Genomic DNA, 24,036 nt, shown 5'->3' with positions numbered 1-24,036 from the left:
GTACCATGCAGTGCGCCCGAACGCCGCATCGGAGGCCCGTGAAATGACGATCGACCCGAAGCCCCGCAGCCGCACGGTGACCGACGGGATCGAGGCCGCGCCCGCCCGTGGCATGCTCCGCGCCGTCGGAATGGGGGACGGCGACTGGCGCAAGCCGATCATCGGCGTCGCCAGTTCGTGGAACGAGATCACGCCGTGCAACCTGTCGCTGGACCGGCTGGCCCAGGCGTCCAAGGAGGGGGTGCACGCGGCCGGCGGCTACCCGCTGCAGTTCGGCACGATCTCGGTGTCCGACGGGATCTCGATGGGCCACGACGGCATGCACTTCTCGCTCGTCTCCCGCGAGGTCATCGCGGACTCGGTCGAGACGGTCATGCAGGCGGAACGGCTCGACGGCTCGATCCTGCTGGCCGGCTGCGACAAGTCGCTGCCAGGCATGCTGATGGCGGCCGCGCGGCTCGACCTGGCGTCGGTGTTCCTCTACGCGGGCACGATCGCCCCCGGCTGGGTGAAGCTCACCGACGGCACCGAGAAGGACGTCAGCATCATCGACGCCTTCGAGGCGGTCGGCGCGTGCCGGGCGGGCCGTCTCGGGACCGATGACCTGGACCGCATCGAACGCGCGATCTGCCCGGGTGAAGGCGCCTGCGGCGGCATGTACACCGCGAACACGATGGCGTCGGCGGCCGAGGCGATGGGGATGAGCTTGCCCGGGTCGGCCGCGCCGCCGTCGGCGGACCGCCGCCGGGACAACTACGCGCACCTTTCGGGCGAAGCCGTGGTCGGGCTGCTCGAACGCGGCATCACCGCGCGCGACATTCTGACCATCGAGGCCTTCGAGAACGCCATCACCGTCGTGATGGCCCTCGGCGGCTCGACCAACGCCGTGCTGCACCTGCTCGCCATCGCGCACGAGGCGAAGGTCGAGCTCACCCTCGACGACTTCAACCGGATCGGCGACCGCGTGCCGCACCTCGGCGACCTGAAGCCGTTCGGCAAGTACGTCATGAACGACATCGACCGGCACGGCGGCATCCCGGTGCTGATGAAGGCGCTGCTCGACGAGGGCCTGATCCACGGCGACGCGCTCACCGTGACCGGCAAGACCATCGCGGAGAACCTGGCCGAACTGGACCCGGACCCGATCGACGGCGAGGTCCTGCGCCCCTTCGCCAACCCGCTGCACCCGACCGGCGGCATCGCCATCCTGCGCGGGTCCCTCGCCCCGGAGGGCGCGGTCGTGAAGTCCGCGGGTTTCGACACCGCCAGCTTCGAAGGCCCGGCGCGGGTGTTCGAACGCGAGCAGGAGGCGATGGCGGCGCTGAACGAAGGCCGCATCGAGGCGGGCGACGTCGTCGTCATCCGGTACGAAGGGCCGAAGGGCGGCCCGGGCATGCGCGAGATGCTCGCGATCACCGCGGCGATCAAGGGCGCCGGCCTCGGCCGGGACGTCCTGCTGATCACCGACGGCCGGTTCTCCGGCGGCACCACCGGCCTCTGCATCGGCCACGTCGCGCCCGAAGCCGTGGACGGCGGGCCGATCGCGTTCGTCCGCACCGGCGACCGGATCGCCGTCGACATCAAGGGCCGCAGCATCGACCTGCTCGTCGACGCCGCCGAGCTGGCGAAGCGGCGCGAGGGCTGGGAACCGCTGCCGAACAAGTTCCCCGAGGGCGTGCTCGGCAAGTACCAGAAGCTGGTCCGGTCGTCGTCCTACGGCGCCGTCACGAGCTGAACGCGGCTTTGAGCGCCCGCTTGTCGACCTTCCCGACCCCGGTGAGCGGCAGCGCGTCGATGAAGTCCACGCCCGCCGGGACGTAGTGCTCCTGGCCGAACGTCTCGCGCGCGTGGGCTTTCAGGTCGTCGGCGGTCACCGCTCCGGCGGCGACCACGACGGCGTGCAGCAGCTGCCCGTCGAGGCCCGGGACGCCGAACACGGCCGCGCTTTTGACAGCAGGGTGCGCCGCGATGGCGTGTTCGACGACGGTCGAGGGGACTTTCGTGCCGTGCTCGCCGACCACGACGACGTCGTCCGCGCGGTCGAGCAGGGAGAGGTAGCCCTCGTCGTCGAACCGGCCGAGGTCGCCGGTGCGCAGCCAGCCCTGGCCGACGTCCGGCCCGCCGAGGTAACCGTCCATCATGGACAGTCCGCGGACCTCGACCTCGCCGTCATCGGCAATCCGGGCTTCCATCCCCGGCACGATCCGGCCGACCGAGCCGAGCCGCTCCGGGTGACCGATCAGCTCGGCGGCCGAGATGCTCGCGATCATCGGGGCCTCGGTGAGGCCGTAGCCCTGGCCGACGACCGGGCCGAAGACGTCGAGGGCCCGCGCGAGCCGGTGCGGCGGCAGCGGCGCGGCGCCGAGCGAGAGCGAGCGGACGCTGGTGACGTCGGTTTCCGCCAGCGCCGGGTGGTCGAGCACCGCGGCGAGCCGGGGCGGGGTCAGGGAGAGCGTGTCGATCCGGTGGTCCTGGATCGCGCGGAGGACCGCGCCCGCCTCGAAGCCGTCGTGCACCACGACGGTGTCGCGCCGGAGCAGGGCGCCGAGGACGGTGGCGTTGCCGGTCATGTGCGTCATCGGCGCGACGAGCAGCGTGCGCCCGGGCCCGTCCGGCGACGGGGCGAAGATGGCGGCCATGCCGTCGTAGATGCCGCTGTGGCGGATGAGTTTCGGGGCGCCCGTGGTGCCGCCGGTGGGGAAGAGCAGGCGCACGGACCCGGGGAGGCTCAGTGGCTCCGGTTCGCCGTCGAGGTCGTCGAGCGTCCGGACGTCGCCCGCGGGCCAGTCGTGCGGGCGGTCGGTGACGACGGTGGTGACGTTCGCCGCGGCGGCCGCGGCCAGCCGGTCCGGTCCCGGCGCCGAGGCGGCGACCAGGAGCACGGTCGCGCCGCGGAGGAGAGCCGCGAGCTGGACGAGGACCGTTTCCGGCCGGTTGCGCAGGTCGACCGCGACGACGCCGGCCTCGACGTCGCCCAGCCCACCGTGCAACCGGCGCAGGCGATCCCGCGCCTGGTGGTAGGTCGTGACGCCGTCCTGGTGGAACAGCGGCCGGTCGCCGCCGTCGTCGAGGGCGGCCAGGACGGTCGTCAGGAAGAAGCTCACCCGCGGGACGGTACTCAGTCCTGGTACGAAAGCTTCGCGAGTTCCACTTCGAAGTCGAACCAGTCCGGCTCGCTCCCGGGCGGGATCACGTCGTAGGTCAGGTCGAGGAAGTCGGCGATCTCCTGCGCGGGTGCTTCGAGCACGGCGGCGCCGTCGGGGGAGCTCAGCTCCATCACGATCATGGCGGGATCGGCGGCGGGCGCGATCCGCACGTCGCCCTCGCCGTGGGGGGCGAGCAGGCCGTCGGCGAGCAGGTCCCGCCCGACCAGCCACCGGACGTCACTCGCGCCGGCGTGCAGCACGACGGCCACCGCATAGGGGTCGCGGGTGTCGTACTCCAGCTCGGCGGGCATCGGCCGCGGCTGCGCCCAGAAGGTGCGTAGGGCGAAGTCGATAACGGCGCTGGTCACGCTGTGTGGATCGGCCATGAGGGACACCTTCGCGTTCGGTGGGGCCTGGTGAGCTTCTTCCAGGTGATAACCCATTGTGAGGTCAACGCCCAGCGATCCGAAAATCTTTCACACTGTCGAGTGATCAAGAAGCCGCGGATTCACCATGACGTGGAAGAACAGGCAAATCTGATGACACTCCGTGAGTGACGGTGGCAGTTTCGCCGAGCCTCGGCGCGGGTGCGGGCGGCCGCGCCCAGCGTCGCGAACGACTCATTCGAGACACCGGAGGCCGCGAATGACACATTCGCGCAAGGCCGGGTAAGGATTCCTCTGCCGCGCAAGCGGTCAACGGAAGGCCGTGAATGTCGCATTGAGGGACTCTATGTCCCTCAATGGGCCATTCACGGCTGTGGGCGAGCACCTGAAACCGGGCCAATCGGGCCAATCGGGCAGCTTGACAGCTCGCTGCCGCAGCTGACTACCCGGCCTTGGTCATTCGCGACCCTCCCGCCTCCGGCCGAGTGCCGGGCCGAGCCGCTCCGCGATGTCGGTGAGGATCTGCACGTAGTCGTCGTGCTCGAAGGTGAACGGCAGGGCGAAAGCCACCTCGTCGACCTCGCGGAACGCGGCGTGCGCGTGCAGCCGCTCGGCGATCTCCGCCGAGGTGCCGACGAAGTCGGGTGAGAACAGCATCCGGGCCGGGCCCTGCGGTTCCGCGGTGCGCGGCAGCCGTTTCGCGGCGTACGCCTCATACCTGGCGCGCTGTTCCGGCGTCGCGCTGTCGGTCGGGACGACGACCAGGCCCTGCGAGACGCGAGCCGCCTCGCCGTCCGGGTGATGCGCGCGGAACGCCTGGATGTGCGACAGCTGGATCTCGGCGAAGTCCGTGCTTTCCCCGTCGGCCTTGACCACGCTGCTGGTCAGGAAGTTCATCGCGTACTTGCCGGCCCACTCGGCCGAGCGCAGGCTCGCCCCGCCGTACCACAGGCGGCCGCCGAGCCCGGCCGACCGCGGCTGGACCCGGTCGGAGAACACCTCGAAGCCCTGGGTGCCGCTGAAGTCCGTGGCCGGCTCGCCGCGCACGAAGTCCAGCAGCCGGCGGACGCGGTCGTAGCCGAAGTCCTCGAGGTCCGCGGTGTCCGGGTAGAGGGCCCGCTTGACCTCGTCGTAGCGCATCGGCGGGCCGACGCTGATCCCGGGATTGAGCCGGCCGCCGGAGAGCAGGTCGACGGTGGCGAGGTCTTCGGCGAGCCGCAGCGGGTTCTCCCAGCCGAGCGGGATGACGGCGGTGCCGAGCTCGATCCGGCTGGTCCGCTGGGACGCGGCGGCCAGCACGGCGACCGGCGACGAGATGCCGTACTGGAGGTGCCGGTGCCGCACCCAGGCGCTGTCGAACCCGAGCCGTTCGCCCAGCTCGATGATCTCCAGGGTCGACTCGTGGCCGCGGCGCGGGTCGTCCGCGTCGAACAGGCCGATGGTCAGGAAGCCGAGCTTCCGCAGTGGTCTGGACACCGGGCCGATTCTGCCCGCGCCCGGGCCGCCGCCCGCGGGAGTTCCACTTGCTGGGCGCGGCTCAGGCCTGGTCGCGCAGGCGGTCCAGGCCGTCGAGGATGACGTCCAGGCCGAACTCGAACTCCGTCTGGTCGTCGCACCAGCCCAGCGCCGACTCCGGATCGTCGTGGGCGATTTCGCTCAGCATGCCCACCAGGTTGGGCAACCCGGCGGCCAGGTCGGCCGGGACGTCCGCCGACGAGCCGGCGCTCGGGTCGAACAGCTCCTGGGTGAACCCGAGCGCGCGGCTCCCGAGCGCGTGCAGCGCGTGGTGGACCAGGTCGTAGGAGAACCCGCCGTCGCGCATCAGCCCGACCAGGGCGTCGTAGTAGCGCAGGACCGCGGGGCTCGTCGCCGACCTCGTCTCGAACAGCTCCGGCGCCCAGCGGTGCCGGAGGAACACCCGCCGCGCCGCGAGGATCCGCTGCCGCACCGCCGGTTTCCAGTCCGCGCCGGGGTCGAGCCGTTCGACGGCCTCGTTGATCTCCTGGGCCACGACGTCGACGATGCCGTCGAGCACCTCTTCCTTCTTGGCCACGTGGTAGTAGAGCGACATCGCTTCGGCGCCCAGTTCCTCGGCGAGCCGGCGCATCGTGAGGGCGCGCAAGCCGTGCTCGTCGGCGAGCCCGACCGCCGCGCGCAGCACGCGCTTCCGGCTCAGCGGGATCCGCGCGTCGGTGGTCACCCGCCAGATCGTACAAGGTAAGGCCGGTTGACGGCCCTGCCGTGCGCGACGTACCTTACAACGTAAGACTTACGGCGTAAGAATCACGGGAGACATCATGAAAGCCCTGGTCCAGCACGTGTACGGCGCAGCGGACAGCCTGACCTTCGAGGACGTCCCCGATCCGGTGCCCGCCGACGGCGAGGTGCTGGTCCGCATGCGGGCCACCTCGGTCAACCCGTACGACTGGCACTTCATGAGAGGCGAGCCGTACGTCGCGCGGCTGATGCCGGGTGGTTTCGGCCTGCGCCCGCCGCGGGCCGCCATTCTCGGCTGCGACCTGGCGGGCCGGGTCGAGACGGCCGGCGCGAGCCTCCGGCCCGGCGACGACGTCTACGCGCTGCTGCCGCACGGCGCCTACGCCGAGTACGTCTGCGTGCGCGAGGACCTGCTGGCGCCCATGCCGGCGAACCTCACCCACGAGCAGGCGGCGGCGATGCCGATGGCAGCCGTCACCGCGCTGCTCGCTCTGCGGGGTGTGGAAGCCGGGCAGCGAGTTCTGGTCAACGGCGCCTCCGGCGGTGTCGGCACCTTCGCCGTCCAGCTGGCCAAGGCGCTCGGGGCTCAGGTCGACGCCGTCTGCGGCGCGGCCAACGCCGGCCTCGCCCGGTCGCTCGGCGCGGAGCACGTCGTCGACTACCGCTCGGCGGATTTCACGCGCGGCGGGCGATCCTACGACTTCGTGCTGGACATCGCGGGCAGCCGGTCGCTGCCGGCCTGCCGCCGGGCGGTGCGCCCGGACGGCACGTTCGTGGTCGTCGGCGGCCAGGCCGGGCGCTGGCTGCAGCCGGCCGGGCACGCGTTCGCGGCGCTGGCCGCCGGTCCCTTCGTGCGGCGGCGGGCCGTGCTCGCGGACGCGGTGGGCTGCCAGGACAAGAAGGCGGTGCTGGCCGAGCTGGCCGCACTGGTGGAGCGGGGCGCGCTCACGCCGGTGATCGACCGGAGCTACCCGTTCGACGACCTCCGCGCGGCGATCGCGTACCAGGAAGCCGGGCACGCCAAGGGAAAAGTGGTCGTGACGCGGTGACTTCCACGCAGGTCGCCGACGGTTACTTTGAAGTGCGTGCCGGTGCTTGGTTAGCGTGGCGGCAGTTCCCGAACAAGGAGTGTGTGGTGCGCGTCGACATCTGGTCCGATCTGGTCTGTCCCTGGTGCTACCTCGGCAAGCGCCGCTTCGAGCGGGCGGTGGCCGAGCTGGGGGTGGACGTCGAGGTCGTGCACCACTCGTTCCAGCTCGACCCGTCCTTCCCGCGCGGGACTTCGCGGCCGACGCGCGAGGTGCTGGCCGAAAAGTACGGGCGGACACTGGAAGAAGCCGACGCGATGGAAGCGCAGATGGAACAGCGCGCGGCCGACGACGGTCTCGAGTACCACCTCGACGGCGTCCACATGGGCAACACCGTCGACGGCCATCGCCTGGTGCACCTCGCCACCGAGCGTGGGGTGGCCGACGCCGTCGTCGACCGGTTCTACCGCGCGCACTTCACCGAGCGGCGGTCGCTGTTCGACCGCGACTCGCTCGTCGAGCTGGCCGCCGAAGCCGGGCTCGACGCCGCGGAAGCGCGCGCAGTGCTCGAGTCGGACGCCTACGAAGCCGAAGTCGCCGCGGACGGCGAGCAGGCGCGGGCGCTCGGCGCCACCGGTGTGCCGTTCTTCGTGATCGACAGCAGGTTCGGCGTCGCCGGCGCCCAGTCACCGGAGGTGTTCACGCAGGTGCTTCGGCGCGCGCTGGAGCCCGCGGCGAGCTGAGCGTCAGCGCCGTCTGCGCGACCGGGTGAACCGCGAGCGGTCGGTGGCGACGCCGGCCAGGTGCAGGGCGACGCAGAGCAGCCCGGCGGTCGTCAGCGTCCCGGTTGTGATGATCGGCCCGAGACCGAACCCGGCCAGTTCCATCAGCAGGGCGAGCCCGAAGAGTACGGCGGCAAGGATGGCGAGCATGGTGGTCTCGTTTCTGCGGCGGCGGGACCGAACGGTCCACGCCACTGCGACGTTCGCGGCGCCGGGGGTCCCGGCTTGGTGGCCAGTACTTCCCCCGGTCGCCCCCGGTGAAACGAACTCGCGTGCTTCACGCGTGATGCCCCCTCGATGACGGGGTCAGGCGGGCGGTGGCGCGGTGCTGGAGCGGACCACCAGTTCGGTCGGGACGGACACCGGTTCGCCGGCCTCGGCGCCTGTTTCGATCTCCGCGAGCAGCGCCTCGACCGCGTGCCGGCCGACCGCCTCGAACGACTGGCGGATCGTCGTGAGCGGCGGCCAGAAGTGCGCCGACTCCTCCATGTCGTCGAACCCGACGACGCTGACGTCGCCCGGCACGTTCCGGGCCGCTTCGTGCAGCGCGCGGAGCAGGCCCAGCGCCATCTGGTCGTTCGCCGCGAACACCGCCGTCACCGCCGGGTCGGCGGCGAGCGCCAGCCCCGCGCGGTACCCGGACTCGGGTGACCAGTCCCCGGTCCGCACCGGGGGCACCGCGCGGCCCGCCGCCGTCAACGTGGCCTGCCAGGACTTCCGGCGCCGCTCGGCCGCGTAGGACTGCGGCGGGCCCGCGATGTGCCAGACCGTTTCGTGCCCGAGGTCCAGCAGGTGCCGGGTCGCCCTGGCGGCGCCGTCGGCCTGGTCGGTGTCGACGACCGGGTAGTCGTAGCGGGCGCTGGAGTCGATCACCACCACCGGGAGCCCGTGCGGCAGCTCGATCTCGCTCTGGTCGAGCTGGTGCTGCTCGATGAGGATGATGACGCCGTCGACGGCCTGCTCGTTCAGCTTGCTGAACGCCCCGGTCACCTCGCCCTGCGTCGGCCGCGTCACCGGCATCAGGATGATCGAGAACCCCTGCGCGACGACCGCGGCCGCGATCGCGTCGAGCGTGCGGCTGTTGCCGAACGTCGGCAGCGCCGAGATGATCACGCCGATGCTGCGGAACTTGCCGTTGCGCAGCGCGCGGGCGGCGCTGTTCGGCCGGTAGCCGACCCGGCGCATCGCGGCGAGGACGCGTTCGCGCGTGGCGTCGTCGACGTTCGTCTTCCCGTTGGCCACCCGCGAGACCGTCTGACCCGACACGCCGGCCTCCCGGGCCACGTCCGCCATCGACGGCCCGCGGCGCCGGGCGGCGTGGCCGGATGCGGAGGGGGTCGCTGACTGGCGCGGCACGGTCTCTCCTCGGTGTCCTGGACATGTTTACGTCAACAAGTTACTCTGCGGCCGTCCATGTTGACGTAAACATCTCGCCGGGTCCAGCGCCCGGCCGCATGATCACTCGGAGAGACGATGACGTCCACAGCGGCTCCGCCCGTCCCGGCGCCGGCCCGCCCGGCGCCGAGGGCCCGCCGGTCGCGCGGGAAATGGCGCGGCTGGCTGTTCGTGGCGCCGTTCATGCTGGTGTTCGCGCTGACCTTCATCGCGCCCGTCGTGTACGCGTTCGTGCTCAGCCTCTACCGTGACCAGGCGTTCTTCGGCGGCACCGTGTTCGTCGGCGCCGACAACTACGCGCAGGTGTTCGCCGACCCGAAGTTCTGGGAGTCCTTCCAGCGGGTCCTGGTGTTCCTCGCCGTCCAGGTGCCGATCATGCTGCTGCTCGCACTGGTCGCGGCACTCGCGATCGACAGCGCCCGGCTGCACGGCGCGGGGTTCTTCCGGATCGTGATCTTCCTGCCGTACGCGGTGCCCGCCGTGGTCGCCGCGCTGATGTGGGGCTTCATGTACGGCGACCACTTCGGACTCGCGGCCGACCTGAACCACCTGTTCGGCACCGCGATAGCGCCGTTGTCGCCGAGCTGGCTGCTCACGTCGATCGGCAACATCGTCACGTGGGAGTTCGTGGGCTACAACATGCTCATCTTCTACTCCGCGCTGAAGGTGATCCCCAAGGAACTGTTCGAGGCGGCCGCGATCGACGGCGCCGGCACGTTCCGCACGATCCTCTCCGTCAAGCTCCCCGCGATCCGGGGCGCCATCGTGGTCGCGACGATCTTCTCGATCATCGGCAGCTTCCAGTTGTTCAACGAGCCGAACATCATGCGCAACCTGGTGCCGAACACGATCGGCACCTTCTACACGCCGAACATGTACGCCTACAACCTTTCCTTCAACGGGCAGCAGTACAACTACTCCGCCACCGTCGCGATCGTGATGGGCGTGATCACCGCGGTCATCGCCTACGTCGTGCAGCTGCGCGGCTCCCGGAAGGAGATCTGACGTGGCCACTGTTCCGGTGAAGAAGTTTTCGGTGATCAACCCCCGCAAGTCGCGTGTCCTCACCGTCGTCATGGCGCTGTACCTGATCTACACCCTGGTCCCGCTGGCGTGGCTGGTGATCAACGCGTCCAAGACGCAGGCGGCCCTGTTCTCGACGTCGGGCCTGTCCTTCGGCGGCGCGTTCGCCCTGTTCGACAACATCGGCCAGACGTTCACCTACAACGACGGCATCTTCTTCCGCTGGCTCGGGAACACCGTGCTGTACGTCGTGGTCGGGGCCGGTGGCGCGACGATCCTCGCCACGGCGGCGGGCTACGGGATGGCCAAGTACCGCTTCCCGGGCCGCCGGGCGGTGTTCGCCGTCGTCCTCGGCGCCGTGGCCGTGCCGCCGACGGCGCTGGCCGTGCCGACGTTCCTGATGTTCAGCAAGCTCGGGCTGACCAACACGCCGCTGGCGGTCATCATCCCGTCGCTGATCAGCCCGTTCGGCCTGTACCTGATCTGGGTCTACGCCGCCGACGCCATCCCCGACGAGCTGCTGGAAGCGGCGCGGATCGACGGCGCGGGGGAGATCCGGATCTTCCTCACCGTGACGCTGCGTCAGCTGGTCCCCGGGATCATCACCGTCACGCTGTTCACGATGGTGCAGACGTGGAACAACTACTTCCTGCCGCTGATCATGCTCAGCGAGCCGAAGTGGTACCCGCTGACCGTCGGGCTCAACCAGTGGAGCGCGCAGGCGAACGGCGCCGGCGCCCAGCCGATCTTCAACCTGGTGCTCACCGGTTCGCTGCTCACGATCATTCCCCTCGTCGTCGCTTTCCTGTTCATGCAACGGTTCTGGCAATCAGGACTGAGCGCGGGCAGCGTCAAGGGGTAACGCTCCAACCAGTTTCCAGCCGCCATCACACCGTCGTGAAAGGACATTCGATGTCACGTATCCGCAATCGCGTCAAGGTGGCCGCCGCCTTGGCGCTGGCCGCCGCGCTGGCGGTGGGTTGTTCGTCCGGAGCAGGCTCGTCGTCCGCGCCCGCCGCCGCCACCGGCAACCAGGACTCCGTCGACGCCGCGCTGAAGGCCGGCGGGGAGATCACGTACTGGAGCTGGACCCCGTCGGCCAAGGACCAGGTGGCCGCGTTCCAGAAGGAATACCCGAACGTCAAGGTCAACTACGTCAACGCGGGTACCAACAAGGAGGAGTACACCAAGCTCCAGAACGCGATCAAGGCCGGCTCCGGTGCCCCGGACGTCGCGCAGATCGAGTACTACGCGCTCCCGCAGTTCGCGCTGACCGATTCACTGGCCGACCTGAACCAGTTCGGCTTCGGCTCGTTCGAAAAGGACTACAGCGCCTCGACGTGGGCGCAGGTGAAGAACGGCAACGGGATCTACGGCCTGCCGCAGGACTCCGGCCCGATGGCGCTGTTCTACAACAAGGAAGTCTTCGACAAGAACGGCATCGCCGTGCCGAAGACGTGGGACGAGTACATCGCCGCGGCCAAGAAGCTGCACGCCGCCGACCCCACGAAGTACATCACCTCGGACACCGGTGACCCCGGTTTCGTGCTGAGCATGATCTGGCAGGCCGGTGGGCACCCGTTCACCGTCGACGGCCGGAACGTGAAGGTCAACCTCGCCGACGCGGGCACCAAGAAGTGGACCGCGATGTGGGACCAGCTGATCCAGGGCAAGCAGCTCGCCCCGGTCAAGGAGTGGTCCGACGACTGGTTCCGCGCCCTCGGTGACGGCACCATCTCGTCCCTGGTCACCGGCGCCTGGATGCCGGGCAACTTCATCTCCTCCGTGACCGCCGGCAGCGGGAAGTGGGCGGTGGCGCCGATGCCGACCTACGACGGCAAGCCGGTCACCGCGGAGAACGGCGGCAGCGCCCAGTCCGTGGTCAAGCAGAGCAAGAACCCGGCGCTCGCGGCGGCGTTCGTGCGCTGGCTCAACCACGCCGGCGGGGTCCAGCCGTTCATCAAGAGCGGCGGCTTCCCGTCCACCACGGCGGACCTGACCTCGTCCGCGTTCGTCGACGAGGCCGTCCCGTACTTCGGCGGCCAGAAGATCAACCAGGTGCTGACCCAGGCGTCGAAGGACGTGGCGCCGGGCTGGACCTACCTGCCGTACCAGACCTACGCCAACAGCATCTTCAGCGACACCGCCGGCAAGGCCTACCTGAACGCCACCCCGCTCGACGCCGGGCTGGCGGCCTGGCAGCAGGCCATCGTCGACTACGGCAACCAGCAGGGCTTCACGGTCAGCGCGGGATGACTGTCCGGATCGAAGGTGCCGTGGGAAACCCTGCCGAGGTGATCGGCCGGGTCCCGCGGCGCCTGTTCGGCTCGTTCGTCGAGCACATGGGCCGTTCCGTGTACACCGGGATCCACGAACCGGGACACTCCACTTCGGACAGTCGCGGGTTCCGCGGCGACGTGCTGGAGCTGGTGCGGGAACTCGGGCCGACCGTGGTCCGGTACCCCGGTGGCAACTTCGTCTCCGCGTACCGCTGGGAGGACGGCGTCGGGCCGGTCGAATCGCGACCGGCCCGGCTCGACCCGGCCTGGCACAGCGTGGAGTCCAACCGCTTCGGCCTGCACGAATTCGTCGCGTGGGCCGAAGCCGCGGGCACCGAGGTGATGTACGCGGTCAACCTCGGCACCCGCGGCATCCAGGAGGCCGCCGACGTCCTGGAGTACTGCAACCACCCGGGCGGCACGGAACTGAGCGAGCGGCGGCGCGCGAACGGCGCCGACCGCCCGTTCGGCTTCAAGCTGTGGTGCCTCGGCAACGAGATGGACGGCCCGTGGCAGATCGGCCACAAGACGGCCGACGAGTACGGCCGCCTGGCCGCGGAAACCGCGCGGGTCATGCGGATGATCGACCCCGGTGTCGAGCTGGTCGTCGCGGGCAGCTCGCACGCCGACATGCCGACGTTCGGCTCGTGGGAACGCACGGTGCTGCGCCACACCGCGGAGCTGGTCGACCACATCTCGCTGCACGCCTACTACCAGGAACTGCACGGCGACACCGACAGCTACCTCGCCAGCGCGGCCGCGCTGGACCGCTACATCGGCACGACGGCGGGGGTCATCGACGAGACCCTCTCGGAGCTGGGCCTCGACAAGAAGATCGGGATCAGCGTCGACGAGTGGAACGTCTGGGACCTGCGTCGCTGGAACGAGGTCGACCAGGCGCGGCTCGCCGAGAGCGGCTGGCGGGAGCACCCGCGGATCATCGAGGACACCTACACCGTCACCGATGCCGTCGTCGTCGGCTCGTTGCTCAGTTCGCTGCTGCGCAACGTCGACCGCGTCACCATGGCGAACCAGGCCCAGCTGGTGAACGTCATCGCGCCGATCCGCACCGAGCCGGGCGGCCCGGCGTGGCGGCAGACGACGTTCCACCCGTTCCGGCAGGTCGCCGCGCTGGCCGGCGGGGCGAGCCTGCGCCTGTCCGTCGAAGGCGAGCGGCTCCGCACCGCGCAGCACGGCGAGGTCGACCTCGTCGACGCCGCCGCGACGGTCGAGGAGTCCGGGCGCGGCGCGGTGTTCCTGACCAACCGCGCGACGTCGTCGCCGACCGAAGTCCGGATCCGCCTCCGCGGTGCCCGGTTCGGCGTCTACGCCGCCGAAACCCTGACCACACCCGACGGCGAGACACGACACACCGTCAACACCGCCGAATCACAACCGGTCCGGCCGGTGCCGCTACCCGGCACCGCCGTGACGTCCGACCCCGGGGGGACCACCATCACCGTGACACTGCCACCCTTGTCCTGGACCGTGCTCCAGCTGTCCCCCGAGGCCGGTCAGCATGCCTGACTTCGCCATCGGGGACACCGACTTCCTGCTCGACGGCCGTCCGTTCCGGATCCTTTCCGGTGCCCTGCACTACTTCCGGGTGCACCCGGACCTGTGGGCCGACCGGATCGACAAGGCCCGCCGGATGGGGCTCAACACCATCGAGACGTACGTGGCGTGGAACGCGCACGCGCCCGAGCCCGGCACGTTCGACCTCTCCGGCGGACTCGACCTCGACCGGTTCCTGCGGCTCGTCGCCGACGCCGGGATGTACGCGATCGTCCGGCCCGGCCCGTACATCTGCGCGGAATGGGACAACGGCGGCCTGCCGGCGTGGCTGTTCCGCGACCCGTCGGTGGGGGTCCGCCGGTACGAGCCGAAGTACCTGGACGCCGTCCGCGAGTACCTGACGAAGGTGTACGAGGTCGTCGTCCCGCACCAGATCGACCGCGGCGGGCCGGTGCTGCTGGTCCAGGTCGAGAACGAGTACGGCGCGTTCGGCGACGACAAGCGCTATCTGAAAGCGCTTGCCGACCACACGCGCGAAGCCGGCATCACCGTGCCACTGACCACAGTGGACCAGCCGACGCCGGAGATGCTCGAGGCCGGGAGCATCGAGGGGCTGCACCGCACGGCGTCGTTCGGCTCCGGCGCCGAAGCCCGGCTCGCGATCCTGCGGGCCCACCAGCCCACCGGACCGCTGATGTGCAGCGAATTCTGGAACGGCTGGTTCGACCACTGGGGCGCGCACCACCACACCACCTCGCCCGCGGACTCGGCGGCCGAACTCGACACGCTGCTCGCCGCCGGCGCGTCGGTCAACCTGTACATGTTCCACGGCGGCACCAACTTCGGGCTGACGAGCGGCGCGAACGACAAGGGCGTCTACCAGCCGCTGGTCACGTCCTACGACTACGACGCGCCGCTGGACGAAGCCGGCGACCCGACGCCGAAGTACCACGCGTTCCGCGACGTGATCGCCCGCTACCACAAGGTGCCCGACACCGTCCCGCCGCCGGCGCGACCCGCGCCGACGCCGAGCGCGGTGCTGCGCGACCCCGTCCGGCTGCTCGACGCCCCGGGCCGCTGGGGCCGCTGGCAGGCGCACGACGAGCTGCCCGCGTTCGACGCCCTCACGCCGATGCCGCGGCTCGCCCTGCTGCGCACGACCGTCACCGGGGACCGGCCGGGCGTGCTGACCTTCGGCGAGGTCCGCGACCGCGCGACGGTGTTCTTCGACGGCGACCCGGTGGGCACGCTCACCCGGGAGCACCACGACCGCGCGATCGCGCTGCCGCGGGCGCACGGCGAGCTGCTCGTGCTGGTCGAAGACCAGGGCCGGGTCGACTACGGCCCGCGGATCGGCGAGGCGAAGGGCATCATCGGCGGCGCTTCGCTGCACGGCGAGCCGCTGACCGGCTGGGACGTGCTGCCCCTCGACCTGGCCGCGCTGCCCGCGCTGCGGCCTTCGACGCCCGAGCGCGTGCCGGGCCCGATCGCCGGGCCGGTGCTGCTGCGCGCCGACGTCTTCCTCGAGGCGCCCGCGGATCTTTTCCTCGACACCGGGGAATGGGGCAAGGGCATCGCGTGGCTCAACGGGTTCGCGCTCGGCCGGTACTGGCGGCGCGGGCCGCAGCGGACGCTGTACGTGCCGCGCCCGGTGGTCCGGGCGGGCGTCAACGAACTCGTCGTGCTCGAACTCGACACGATGCTCGACCCGGCGGCCCGGTTCGTGCCGCGGCCGCTCCTGGGCCACACCGAAGCCTGATTCCTGGTCCCCTCCCACCGAAACGAAAGGCAGTTCGACGATGAACCGCACGTTCCGGCGTTTGCTCACCGTCCTCTGTGTACCGATAGCGACGGCAGGCGTCGCCGCCGCACCGGCGTCCGCCGACACCGCGGCCACCGCGGTGACGGTCCGGCCCGACCCGACCTACCGGCAGCAGCCGTTCGACGGCTGGGGCGCCAGCTTGGCGTGGATGGCCGAAGCGACCGGCGGTTACCCCGCCGCGATCCGCGACCGCCTGGCCGACCTGGTCTTCGGCCCCGACGGGCTCAACCTCAACATCGCCCGGTTCAACGTCGGCGGCGGCAACGCCCCCGACGTCCCGTCGTACCTGCGCGCGGGCGGCGCGGTGCCGGGCTGGTGGAAGGCGCCGGCCGGCACCACCCGGGCCGACAAGGACTGGTGGACGCCCGGCGACCCGGCCGAGTTCGACCCGAAGGCGGACCCGAACCAGCGCTGGTGGATCGACAAGATCAAGAAGAACGTCACGAAGTGGGAGGCCTTCAGCAACTCGCCGCCGTACTTCCAGACGGTGTCGGGGTACGTCTCGGGCGGCTTCAACGCCACCGACGAACAGCTGCGGCCCGACAAGATCGGCGACTTCGCCGCGTACATGGCCCAGGTGGTGCGCACCCTCGAACGCGCGCACGGCATCAAGTTCGCGTCGGTGAACCCGCTGAACGAGCCCAACACGAACTACTGGAAGACCACCCTCGGCGCCGACGGGAACCCGACCGGCGGCCGTCAGGAGGGCGCGCACATCGGGCCGTCGGTCCAGTCGCAGCTGATCCCGGCGATGGCGCAGGCCCTCGCCGGGTCGAAGGCCATCGTTTCCGCGCCGGACGAGACCAACCCGGACATCTTCGCCGCGGACTGGAACGGCTGGTCGGCCGCCGCCCGCGCCGCCGCGGGCCGGCTGAACGTGCACACCTACGGCACCGGCAACCGGCCGATCCCGCGGGACATCGCCAAGGGCGCGGCCAAGCCGTTGTGGATGAGCGAGGTCGGCGGGAGCTGGCTGGACCGGCAGGACTTCACCAGCATGGACCCGGGCCTCGGGATGGCCACGCAGATCACCGACGACCTGCGCCTGCTCGAGCCGAGCGCGTGGGTCAGCTGGCAGCCGATCGAGGACTACAACAACATGAAGCCCGGCGGCGAGAGCGCGGCCGGGATGAACTGGGGCGAGATCCAGGTCCCGTTCGACTGCCCGAAGAACGCCACCCTCGAGACCTGCCAGATCAAGACGAACACGAAGTTCGACACCATGCGGAACTTCACCCACTACATCCGCCCGGGTGACCGGCTGGTGGCGGTGAACGACACCGCGTCGACGGCCGCGATGCGCGGCGAGGACCTGGCCACGGTGGTCCACACCAACGCGGGGACCACCGAGCAGGACGTCACGCTGGACCTGTCCGGCTTCGGGTCGGTCCGGCGCGGCGCCTCGGTGACGCCGGTCGTCACGGACGTCACCGGTGCGCTGAAGCGGGGCAAGGCGGTGCGGGTGACGTCGGGCAAGGCCACGCTGCGGGTCCCGGCGCGTTCGGTGACCAGCTTCGTCGTCGACGGCGTCTCCGCGACGGCCGGGTGCACGGGCCTCGGCTCGGGCAAGCCGTTCACCTTCACCGGCGTGCAGAGCGGCAAGTCGCTGGCGGCGGAGAACGGCGCGCTGGTCCAGCGCACCACGGACGCTTCGGCGGCCGCGCAGCGCTGGACGCTGACCGACCGCACGGGCCGCTACGGCAACCGCGACCGGTTCACGATCAAGAACGCCGGGACGGGCCAGGTGCTGAGCACGTCCGGCGGCGCGGTGACGCTCGCCGCGCCGGGCACGGGCGGCGACGCCTCGCTGTGGACGTTGTCGACGACGGGCGACGGGACATGGACGTTCGTCAACGCGGCGGACGGCCAGCTGCTCGACGTCGTCGGCGAGTCCCGGGACGACGGGGCCCGGATCGGGTTGTACCGGCCGACCAACGGGCCGAACCAGCGCTGGCAGGCCGTGGCCCGCTGACCGCTTTCGGAAGGTCCGTGAAGGCCACCTTGAGTGTTCAAGGTGGCCTTCACGGCGTTTGCGCTCGGGGGTGCCGATAACAGGTCAGCCGGGCTTCCGTGCCGCGAGCAGGACGCCCGCGCCGCCGAGGGCCAGGCCCAGGATCGTCACCGCGTCGAGGGTCTGGCCGGTGATCAGCCACGCCAGCAGCGCCGTCACGGCCGGAGTCAGGAAGAACAGCGTGCCGACCCGGCTCGCGGCCTGGCGGCGCAGCATGAAGTTCAGCAGCAGGAACGTGCCGACCGAGTTGACCAGCACGATCCACGCCAGCGACAGCCCGAACGCCGTCCAGTCGCCCACGTGCGGGGTTTCCAGCAGCAGCGACGCGAGGCCGACGACCGGCGCGCTCACCAGGAAGTGCACGGCCGTGCCGCTCCGGACGTCGGTGCCCGTGGCGTAGCGCTTCTGGTAGACCGTGCCGAAGCTCAGGCCGAGCAGGCCGACGAAGCAGAGCACGATGCCGGCCGCCGAGACGTGCAACTGGTCCACCACGGCCAGCGCGACCCCGGCGCCGCCGAGCGCGAAGCCGAGCCACTGCGCGCGGGTGATCCGCTCGCCGAGCACCCCGCCCGCGAGCAGGGCGATCACCACCGGGTTCAGCCCCTGCACGAGGGCGACGACGCCGCCGGGCAGCCCGCGCGCGATCGCCAGGTAGAACGCGCCGAACTGCACCGCCTGCATGAGCAGCCCGGTGACGGCGACGTGCAGCAGCTGCCGGCCGCGCGGCCACGACGCGCGGGACACCCAGGCGATCCCGGTGAGCAACACGCCCGCGATGGCGAACCGCGAGAACGTCAGTAGCAGCGGCGGGACCGCGGCGGTGCCGATGACCGCGGCGATGAAGGCGCTGCTCCACAGCACCACGAACAGCGGGCGCACGGCGAGCTCGAGGCGTCGCGAGGCGACCGTCGGGCTCGGTGCGACGTCGGTTGCCATCAGGACCTCCAGGTAACCGGTCAGAGTGGTTACCGGAAAGCTAGCAGGCATGGCCGTAACCTGTCCATGCGGTTACGCTGGCGAGGTGGACTTCAAGTACGGCACCGGGAACCTCGCGCTGGACCTCGTCGGCACCGTCGGGCGGCGGCGCGGCGACGTCCGTGAGCTGCTCGCCGGACCGGCCGACCTGGCCCGCTGGGTGGCGGGCGCCGGGCTCGCCGACCGGCCGGTGTCGGCGGACGCCGACGGGTTCGCCGAAGCGCTGCGCCTGCGCGAAGCGGTGTACCGCCTGGCGTTGGGCGCGATCGACGGAACCGGCTACCGCGCGGCCGACCGGCGCGTGCTCAACGAAGCGGCCGCCGGCCCGGCGGTGACGACCAGCCTCGACGGCGACGGTTCGGTGCGCCGCGACGGAAATCTCGCCGCGGTACTGGCGGAGATCGCGCGAGCCGCCGTCGAACTCCTCGGCGGGCCGGAAGCCGGGAAGATCAAGGAGTGCGCGGACGCGGACTGCACGCGGCTGTACGTCGACCATTCGCGCAAGCAGGCGCGGCGGTGGTGCGACATGAAGTCCTGCGGAAACCGCGCGAAGGTGGCGGAGTTCCGGGCGCGGAAGGCCACTGTCGCCGACCACCAGGGCTAGTGTCACGAGTTGTTCGACGTTCGGGCCGAGCGCCCCAATGTGGCGTTCGGTGCGTCCAACGCACCCAATGTGGCATTCGGTGCGTTGGACGCAACCAACGCCACATTGGGGCGCAACCCCGGGCCCCTGTCAACGAACCTCGGACGCGCGACACCAGTGCCCTGATGGTGGCCTTCAGAGCGAGGCCGAGGCGCCAGGGAGTTCGGTGTCGACGAAGTTGCCGCCCTCGTCGAGGTACCGGCGGAAGATCGGGCGGACCTCGTCTTCGGCCTTCCGGGAAATTTCGGTGGACGCTGTGTGCGCCGGAGCGAGCCGGCGCACACAGCGGCAGTGGACTCAGCGACAGCGGTAGCTCGACGCCAGCGCCGGATCACCGTGGCCGGTGTAGCGCGAGACCTTCGGGTACGCGCACAGGTCGCGGGCCGCCGTCCCGTCCGCGGTCGCCGCCGCCAGGGTGGCCGGAGCCTTGCCGTGCTCGACCCAGTCGACCAGCGCGCCCAGCGGGTTCGTCGGCTGCGCGCCCGTGCCGCCGAAGCAGTGTTCGACGCCCGGCGCGAGGAACAGCCGGTAGAAGTCGTTCACCCGCTGCGCGCCGCCCATCGCGCGGTCGACCTGCTCGCGGTAGTGGAGCGTGCCGCCCGGCGGGATCAGCTGGTCGTTCGCGCCCACGAACGTGAGCAGCTTGCCGCCGGCGTGGCGGAAGGCCGACAGATCGGGGTCGGACGTGCCGATGACGTCGTCGTACTCCCGCACCGACTGGCGGAACAGGGCGGCGAACTGGGCATAAGTGAGCTTCGACGTGTCGAAGGCCGGCTGCTTCTCCAGGAACGACTGCGCCCAGAGGACGGCCACCGGGAAGCCCGGCGCGGTCAGCGTGCCGTCGGGACCGGGCTTCGTGCCGGCCAGCCACTGGTAGTCCGCGCCCTTGGGCAGCCCGGCCCACAGCTTCCGGCCGCGCTCGTCGGTCGGCCCGGCCCAGATCTTGCGCATGACCTCGGCGTCCGCGGCCGTCACGGTGAGCTCCCGGCCGTCGCAGAGCACCTTCGTGCCCACCAGGCTTCGCGGGTCGTAGCCGCACTCGTCCGGCCGGTCGACGATGCCGTTGGTGACGCCGTCGCGCGCGTCGCACGCTTGGATCGCGGCCTGCCGGAACGCGGACAGCACGCAGTCGCTCGGGAAGTCCCGGTCTTGGTTCATCACGATCTGCGGCCACAGCGTCGCGACCGCGAACTCCGCCCAGTGGACCGCGGGGGCGTTGGCCAGGATGCCGTCGAAGTCGTCGGCGTGGTGCTGGGCCTCGGAGTAGCCCTGGCGGCCGCCGGTCGAACAGCCATTCCAGTAGGAGTACGAGACCGGGCGGTGGTAGTACCGCTGCGTGACGTCCTTGCCGATCAGGGCTTCTTCGTGCACCGAACGGGTGGCGAAGTTGGTCAGGAGCGTCCGGTCGATCTTCCCGTCGGCGGTCAGCGCCCACGACGTGTCGAGCGGGTTCGACGACACACCGGCGTCCGTCGTCACGGCGCTGTAGCCGTCCTTGACCGCCTGCACGAACGGCGCGTCGAAGTCGCCGGCGGAGTAAGCGCTTCCACCGATGGCCTGGAGCCGGCCGGTCCACCCGGTCTCCGGCAGCGCGACGGCGACCTTGACGTGGTCGCCGCCACCCGGGTGGGTGAGCGTGACGGTGATTTCGCAGTACGCGGGCGCGTCGGTCTTCCGCACCGCCCGCACCGACTCGATCTTCGCGCCGGGCGGCGCGGACACCGGCATGCTGACGCACGTTTCGGCGGCGGGCCGCGCGGCCTCGGCGCTCGGTGCGAACTGCGTGACGGCGGTGAGGAGCAGCGGCACGGCGGCCGTCAGGAGCCGGGGGATACGTCTCATCACTTTCCCTTGGTGGTCCGATGTGGACAGTTTCTGCTCGTCGAAGCTAGGCGCCCGGCCGTGGCGTTCGCGCCCGTCGGGTGACGCAGCCGGTGTACGTCATTCCGCTCTGAGCTGGGGAAACCGTGGTTTGGGTAAGGTCGTTCTCATGGCGCTGCACGGACGGGAAACCGAGCTGAAGGAGCTGGGGGAGCTCGTCGACGGTCCGGAAGGCCGCAGCGGTGTCCTCGTCCGCGGCGAAGCCGGCATCGGGAAGTCCGCGCTCGTGGCCGAGACGGCGGCCGCGGCGTCGGTCGCCGGGCTGCGGGTGCTGCGGACGGCCGGGGCCGAAGCCGAGCAGAACCTCGCCTACGCCGGGCTGCACCAGTTGCTGTACCCCGTCCGGAGGGGCGTGGCCGGCCTGCCCGCGCCGCAGCGGGCCGCGCTGCGGACCGCGCTGGGGCTCGCCGAGGGCGCCGAACCCAGCACCTACCTGGTCGGGCTCGCCGCGCTGACGCTGCTGGCCGAGGAGGCCGCCGCCAAGCCGCTGCTGCTCGTCGCCGAGGACGTGCACTGGCTCGACCGGGCCAGCGCGGACGTCCTGGCTTTCGTCGCGCGGCGGATCGAGCACGAGCCGATCGTCCTGGTCGCGACGCTCCGGGACGGCGCGGAAACCCCGCTGCGCGACGCCGGGCTGGCGCCGATCGTGCTCGGCCGCCTGTCCGCGGAAGCGGCCGCGGAACTGCTGGACGCGGTCGCGCCGCGGCTCGCCCCGGCCGTCCGGACCCGGCTGCTCGCCGAGGCCGCGGGGCATCCGCTGGCCCTGACCGAGCTGCCGTCGGCCATGACCGGCCTCGACGGGCTCGACCCGGTCCTGCCGCTGACCGAACGGCTCGAGCGCACGTTCACCGTCCGGGCCGCGAGCCTTCCGGCGCCGACGCGCACGGCCCTGCTGGTCGCGGCGCTCAACGAGACGACGTCGCTCGCGGAGACCCTCGCGGCCACGGGTGCGCTCCTCGCCACGGGCACCGATCCGGAGCACCCGGGCGCGCTGGGAGCGGGCGCCGATTCCGTGCGTGAGTTCGCTGCCGCCGCTCACCCGGGCGGCTTTGCGCCCGCCACGGCCGCCGATCCGGAGATCCTGGCTCCTGCCGTCGATGCCCGGCTGATCGAGCTGTCGGCCGGTGCCGTGACGTTCCGCCACCCGTTGATGCGGTCGGCCATCCCGGCGGCGGCCGCGTTCGCCGAGCGGCGCCAGGCCCACCTCGCCCTCGCCGGGACGCTGCGCGACCAGCCCGACCGGCGGGCCTGGCACCAGGCCGCCGCGACCGCCGGGCCCGACGAGGACGTCGCCGCCGAACTGGAGCGCACCGCCGAACGGGCCCGCCACCGGGGCGGCGCGGCCGCCGCGATCGCGGCGCTGGAGCAGGCGGCCCGGCTGACCGAGGAGCCGGACCCCCGGACGGACCGGCTGCTGCGGGCCGCCGAGCTGGCGGTCGAGTCCGGCCGTCGCGAAACGGCCGAACGGCTGGTGCGCGCCGCCCGGCCCGCGGACCCGCGCCGCCGGGCCGTCGCGAGCCGGCTGCTCAGCGAGTTCGAGGACGGCGTGCGCGAGGACCCCGCCCGCGTCGCCGAGCTGGCCGGGGTCGCCGGGTCCGTCGCGGCCGACGGGCAGGACGACGCGGCGATGCGGATTCTGTGGAGCGCCGCCATGCGCTGCTTCTGGACCGAGCCCGGCGACGCGGCCCGCCGGGCGCTGCTGGCCGTCGCCGACCGGCTGCCCGTCCCGGATGACGACCCGCGCGTCGTGGCGGTGACCGCCTACGTCGCGCCGTTCGAGCGCGGCGACGTCGTGCTGGCGCGGCTGCGCGAACTGGCCGGCGCGACCGGCGCCGACCCGGAGGTCGACCGCTACCTCGGCAGCGCGGCGCTGCAAGTCGGCGCGTTCGACCTGGCCGCGCGGTTCTCCGCGGCCGCGGCGCCGGGCCTGCGGGCCCAGGGCCGGCTCGGGCTGCTGCCGCGGGCGCTGGCCGTCCAGGCGTGGAGCCGCGCCCGCCTCGGCGACCTGACCGGCGCGGCGCCGGCCGCGGCGGAGGCGGCCCGGTTCGCCCAGGAGACCGGTCAGCCCTTCATGTTCGGCCTGGCCACGGCGGTCCAGGCCGAGATCGCCGCCCTGCGCGGCGACCACAAACAGGCGAAGACGCTGGCCGACGAAGCCGAACGCGCCGGGCTCGCGGCCGGCGCCCGGCCGGTGCTGGCCACCGTGCAGTTCGCGCGGGGCCTGACGGCGCTGAGCGAGGGCCGGTTCGAGGACGCGTTCGCCGACCTGCGCCGGCTGCTCGATCCCACCGACCCCGCGTACCAGCTGGCGCTGCGCGCGTACTGCGTCGCCGAGCTCACCGAGGCCGCGGTACGGGCCGGGCAGGCCGACGCGATGCGGGAAATCCTGCGCGAGCTGGCGCCACTGGCGGCCTCGACGCCGTCACCCGCCCTCCACATCGGACTGCGGTACGCGCGGGCCGTGCTCGCGCCGGGCGGCGCGGCCGCGGAACTGTTCGCCGAAGCGCTGCGGGCCGACCTCACCGGCTGGCCCGCCGAACGCGGCCGCGTCCACCTGGCGTTCGGCGAGTGGCTGCGGCGGCAGCGGCGGGTCGTCGAATCGCGCACCCACCTGCGCACGGCCCGGGAGACGTTCGACGCGCTCGGCATGACGGCGTGGGCCGAGCGGGCGCGGCGGGAACTGCGCGGCGCCGGCGAGTCGAGCCCGAACCGGGGCCCGGACGCGCGCGAGAAGCTGACCCCGCACGAGCTGAGCATCGCGCAGCTGGCCGCGGACGGGCTGACCAACCGCGAGATCGGGCAGCGGCTGTACCTTTCGCACCGCACCGTCGGCACCCATCTGCACCGGATCTTCCCCAAGCTGGGCGTGAGCTCTCGTGCCGACCTCGCCGGGATGCTGAAGAACCGGGAAGGGTGACTTACACCGGCTGCGT

The 24,036-nt window shown here is 71.6% G+C and carries 20 protein-coding genes; 11 read left to right on the top strand and 9 right to left on the bottom strand.

The window, feature by feature from the left end; genetic code table 11:
• Nucleotides 1–43: 43 nt before the first annotated feature.
• Entirely contained in the window at nucleotides 44–1,735 is a 1,692-nt protein-coding gene (gene ilvD / locus AB0M82_RS29615; protein WP_364728560.1) for a dihydroxy-acid dehydratase, read from the top strand.
• Here ilvD and AB0M82_RS29610 read toward each other — a convergent pair.
• The 4 genes from AB0M82_RS29610 to AB0M82_RS29595 form a co-directional block, all read right to left on the bottom strand.
• Nucleotides 1,725–3,104 (bottom strand): fatty acid--CoA ligase family protein, encoded by a 1,380-nt coding sequence (locus tag AB0M82_RS29610; protein ID WP_364728558.1) that lies wholly within the window; start codon nucleotides 3,102–3,104, stop codon nucleotides 1,725–1,727. The two genes, ilvD and AB0M82_RS29610, sit on opposite strands and share 11 nt — an antisense overlap.
• A 14-nt stretch (nucleotides 3,105–3,118) precedes the next feature.
• Nucleotides 3,119–3,532 (bottom strand): SsgA family sporulation/cell division regulator, encoded by a 414-nt coding sequence (locus tag AB0M82_RS29605; RefSeq protein WP_364728555.1) that lies wholly within the window; start codon nucleotides 3,530–3,532, stop codon nucleotides 3,119–3,121.
• 456 nt (nucleotides 3,533–3,988) lie between these two features.
• Entirely contained in the window at nucleotides 3,989–5,008 is a 1,020-nt protein-coding gene (locus tag AB0M82_RS29600) for an LLM class flavin-dependent oxidoreductase (protein WP_364728553.1), read from the bottom strand.
• A 61-nt stretch (nucleotides 5,009–5,069) separates the two neighbouring features.
• Nucleotides 5,070–5,732, bottom strand: a complete 663-nt coding sequence (locus tag AB0M82_RS29595; protein WP_364728550.1) for a TetR/AcrR family transcriptional regulator C-terminal domain-containing protein — start codon at nucleotides 5,730–5,732, stop codon at nucleotides 5,070–5,072.
• Nucleotides 5,733–5,829: 97 nt separating this feature from the next.
• Between AB0M82_RS29595 and AB0M82_RS29590 the strand changes: the two genes are divergently transcribed.
• The gene (locus tag AB0M82_RS29590; RefSeq protein ID WP_364728547.1) at nucleotides 5,830–6,798 is read left to right on the top strand and encodes an NAD(P)-dependent alcohol dehydrogenase; all 969 of its coding nucleotides are present in this window, start codon (nucleotides 5,830–5,832) and stop codon (nucleotides 6,796–6,798) included.
• A 98-nt stretch (nucleotides 6,799–6,896) separates the two neighbouring features.
• Nucleotides 6,897–7,520 carry a DsbA family oxidoreductase gene (locus AB0M82_RS29585; protein ID WP_364728678.1) on the top strand — a complete coding sequence of 208 codons (624 nt, stop codon included), beginning with the start codon at nucleotides 6,897–6,899 and terminating at the stop codon, nucleotides 7,518–7,520.
• Between the two features lie 3 nt (nucleotides 7,521–7,523).
• Here the strand turns inward: AB0M82_RS29585 and AB0M82_RS29580 are convergent, their stop codons facing one another.
• Nucleotides 7,524–7,709, bottom strand: coding sequence for a hypothetical protein (locus tag AB0M82_RS29580; RefSeq protein ID WP_020640735.1), 186 nt, complete (start codon nucleotides 7,707–7,709; stop codon nucleotides 7,524–7,526).
• A 156-nt stretch (nucleotides 7,710–7,865) separates the two neighbouring features.
• Entirely contained in the window at nucleotides 7,866–8,852 is a 987-nt protein-coding gene (locus AB0M82_RS29575) for a LacI family DNA-binding transcriptional regulator (RefSeq protein WP_364728676.1), read from the bottom strand.
• 180 nt (nucleotides 8,853–9,032) lie between these two features.
• Between AB0M82_RS29575 and AB0M82_RS29570 the strand changes: the two genes are divergently transcribed.
• From AB0M82_RS29570 to AB0M82_RS29545, 6 genes are read left to right on the top strand one after another with little or no spacing between them, the layout of a single operon-like run.
• Nucleotides 9,033–9,959: a sugar ABC transporter permease gene (locus tag AB0M82_RS29570; protein WP_364728545.1), complete on the top strand. Its 927-nt coding sequence runs from the start codon at nucleotides 9,033–9,035 to the stop codon at nucleotides 9,957–9,959.
• Between the two features lie 16 nt (nucleotides 9,960–9,975).
• The gene (locus AB0M82_RS29565) at nucleotides 9,976–10,839 is read left to right on the top strand and encodes a carbohydrate ABC transporter permease (protein ID WP_364728674.1); all 864 of its coding nucleotides are present in this window, start codon (nucleotides 9,976–9,978) and stop codon (nucleotides 10,837–10,839) included.
• Nucleotides 10,840–10,889: 50 nt separating this feature from the next.
• Nucleotides 10,890–12,233, top strand: a complete 1,344-nt coding sequence (locus tag AB0M82_RS29560) for a sugar ABC transporter substrate-binding protein (RefSeq protein ID WP_364728543.1) — start codon at nucleotides 10,890–10,892, stop codon at nucleotides 12,231–12,233.
• Nucleotides 12,230–13,783 (top strand): alpha-L-arabinofuranosidase C-terminal domain-containing protein, encoded by a 1,554-nt coding sequence (locus AB0M82_RS29555; protein ID WP_364728540.1) that lies wholly within the window; start codon nucleotides 12,230–12,232, stop codon nucleotides 13,781–13,783. Before AB0M82_RS29560 ends, AB0M82_RS29555 begins: the two co-directional genes overlap by 4 nt.
• Complete coding sequence (locus AB0M82_RS29550; RefSeq protein ID WP_364728538.1) at nucleotides 13,776–15,530, top strand: beta-galactosidase family protein; 1,755 nt, start codon at nucleotides 13,776–13,778, stop codon at nucleotides 15,528–15,530. The genes AB0M82_RS29555 and AB0M82_RS29550 overlap by 8 nt, the downstream gene beginning before the upstream one ends.
• Before the next feature lie 40 nt (nucleotides 15,531–15,570).
• Nucleotides 15,571–17,565 (top strand): RICIN domain-containing protein, encoded by a 1,995-nt coding sequence (locus tag AB0M82_RS29545; protein WP_364728535.1) that lies wholly within the window; start codon nucleotides 15,571–15,573, stop codon nucleotides 17,563–17,565.
• A gap of 84 nt (nucleotides 17,566–17,649) precedes the next feature.
• On the opposite strand, the gene AB0M82_RS29540 is transcribed toward AB0M82_RS29545, so the two are convergent.
• Entirely contained in the window at nucleotides 17,650–18,540 is an 891-nt protein-coding gene (locus AB0M82_RS29540) for an EamA family transporter (protein ID WP_364728533.1), read from the bottom strand.
• 85 nt (nucleotides 18,541–18,625) lie between these two features.
• Between AB0M82_RS29540 and AB0M82_RS29535 the strand changes: the two genes are divergently transcribed.
• Complete coding sequence (locus tag AB0M82_RS29535; protein WP_364728530.1) at nucleotides 18,626–19,183, top strand: ABATE domain-containing protein; 558 nt, start codon at nucleotides 18,626–18,628, stop codon at nucleotides 19,181–19,183.
• A 174-nt stretch (nucleotides 19,184–19,357) separates the two neighbouring features.
• Here the strand turns inward: AB0M82_RS29535 and AB0M82_RS29530 are convergent, their stop codons facing one another.
• Both AB0M82_RS29530 and AB0M82_RS29525 read right to left on the bottom strand, forming a co-directional pair.
• Nucleotides 19,358–19,504: a hypothetical protein gene (locus tag AB0M82_RS29530; RefSeq protein ID WP_364728527.1), complete on the bottom strand. Its 147-nt coding sequence runs from the start codon at nucleotides 19,502–19,504 to the stop codon at nucleotides 19,358–19,360.
• A gap of 15 nt (nucleotides 19,505–19,519) precedes the next feature.
• On the bottom strand, nucleotides 19,520–21,064 hold the full coding sequence (locus tag AB0M82_RS29525) for a tannase/feruloyl esterase family alpha/beta hydrolase (RefSeq protein ID WP_364728525.1): 1,545 nt from the start codon (nucleotides 21,062–21,064) through the stop codon (nucleotides 19,520–19,522).
• A gap of 148 nt (nucleotides 21,065–21,212) precedes the next feature.
• Here AB0M82_RS29525 and AB0M82_RS29520 point away from each other — a divergent pair, with 148 nt between their 5' ends.
• Nucleotides 21,213–24,020 carry an AAA family ATPase gene (locus tag AB0M82_RS29520; RefSeq protein WP_364728523.1) on the top strand — a complete coding sequence of 936 codons (2,808 nt, stop codon included), beginning with the start codon at nucleotides 21,213–21,215 and terminating at the stop codon, nucleotides 24,018–24,020.
• Nucleotides 24,021–24,036: the final 16 nt, after the last annotated feature.

Source organism: Amycolatopsis sp. NPDC051128, assembly GCF_040682715.1.
Lineage (GTDB): Bacteria > Actinomycetota > Actinomycetes > Mycobacteriales > Pseudonocardiaceae > Amycolatopsis.
This window is presented reverse-complemented; position numbering and strand designations above follow the sequence as displayed.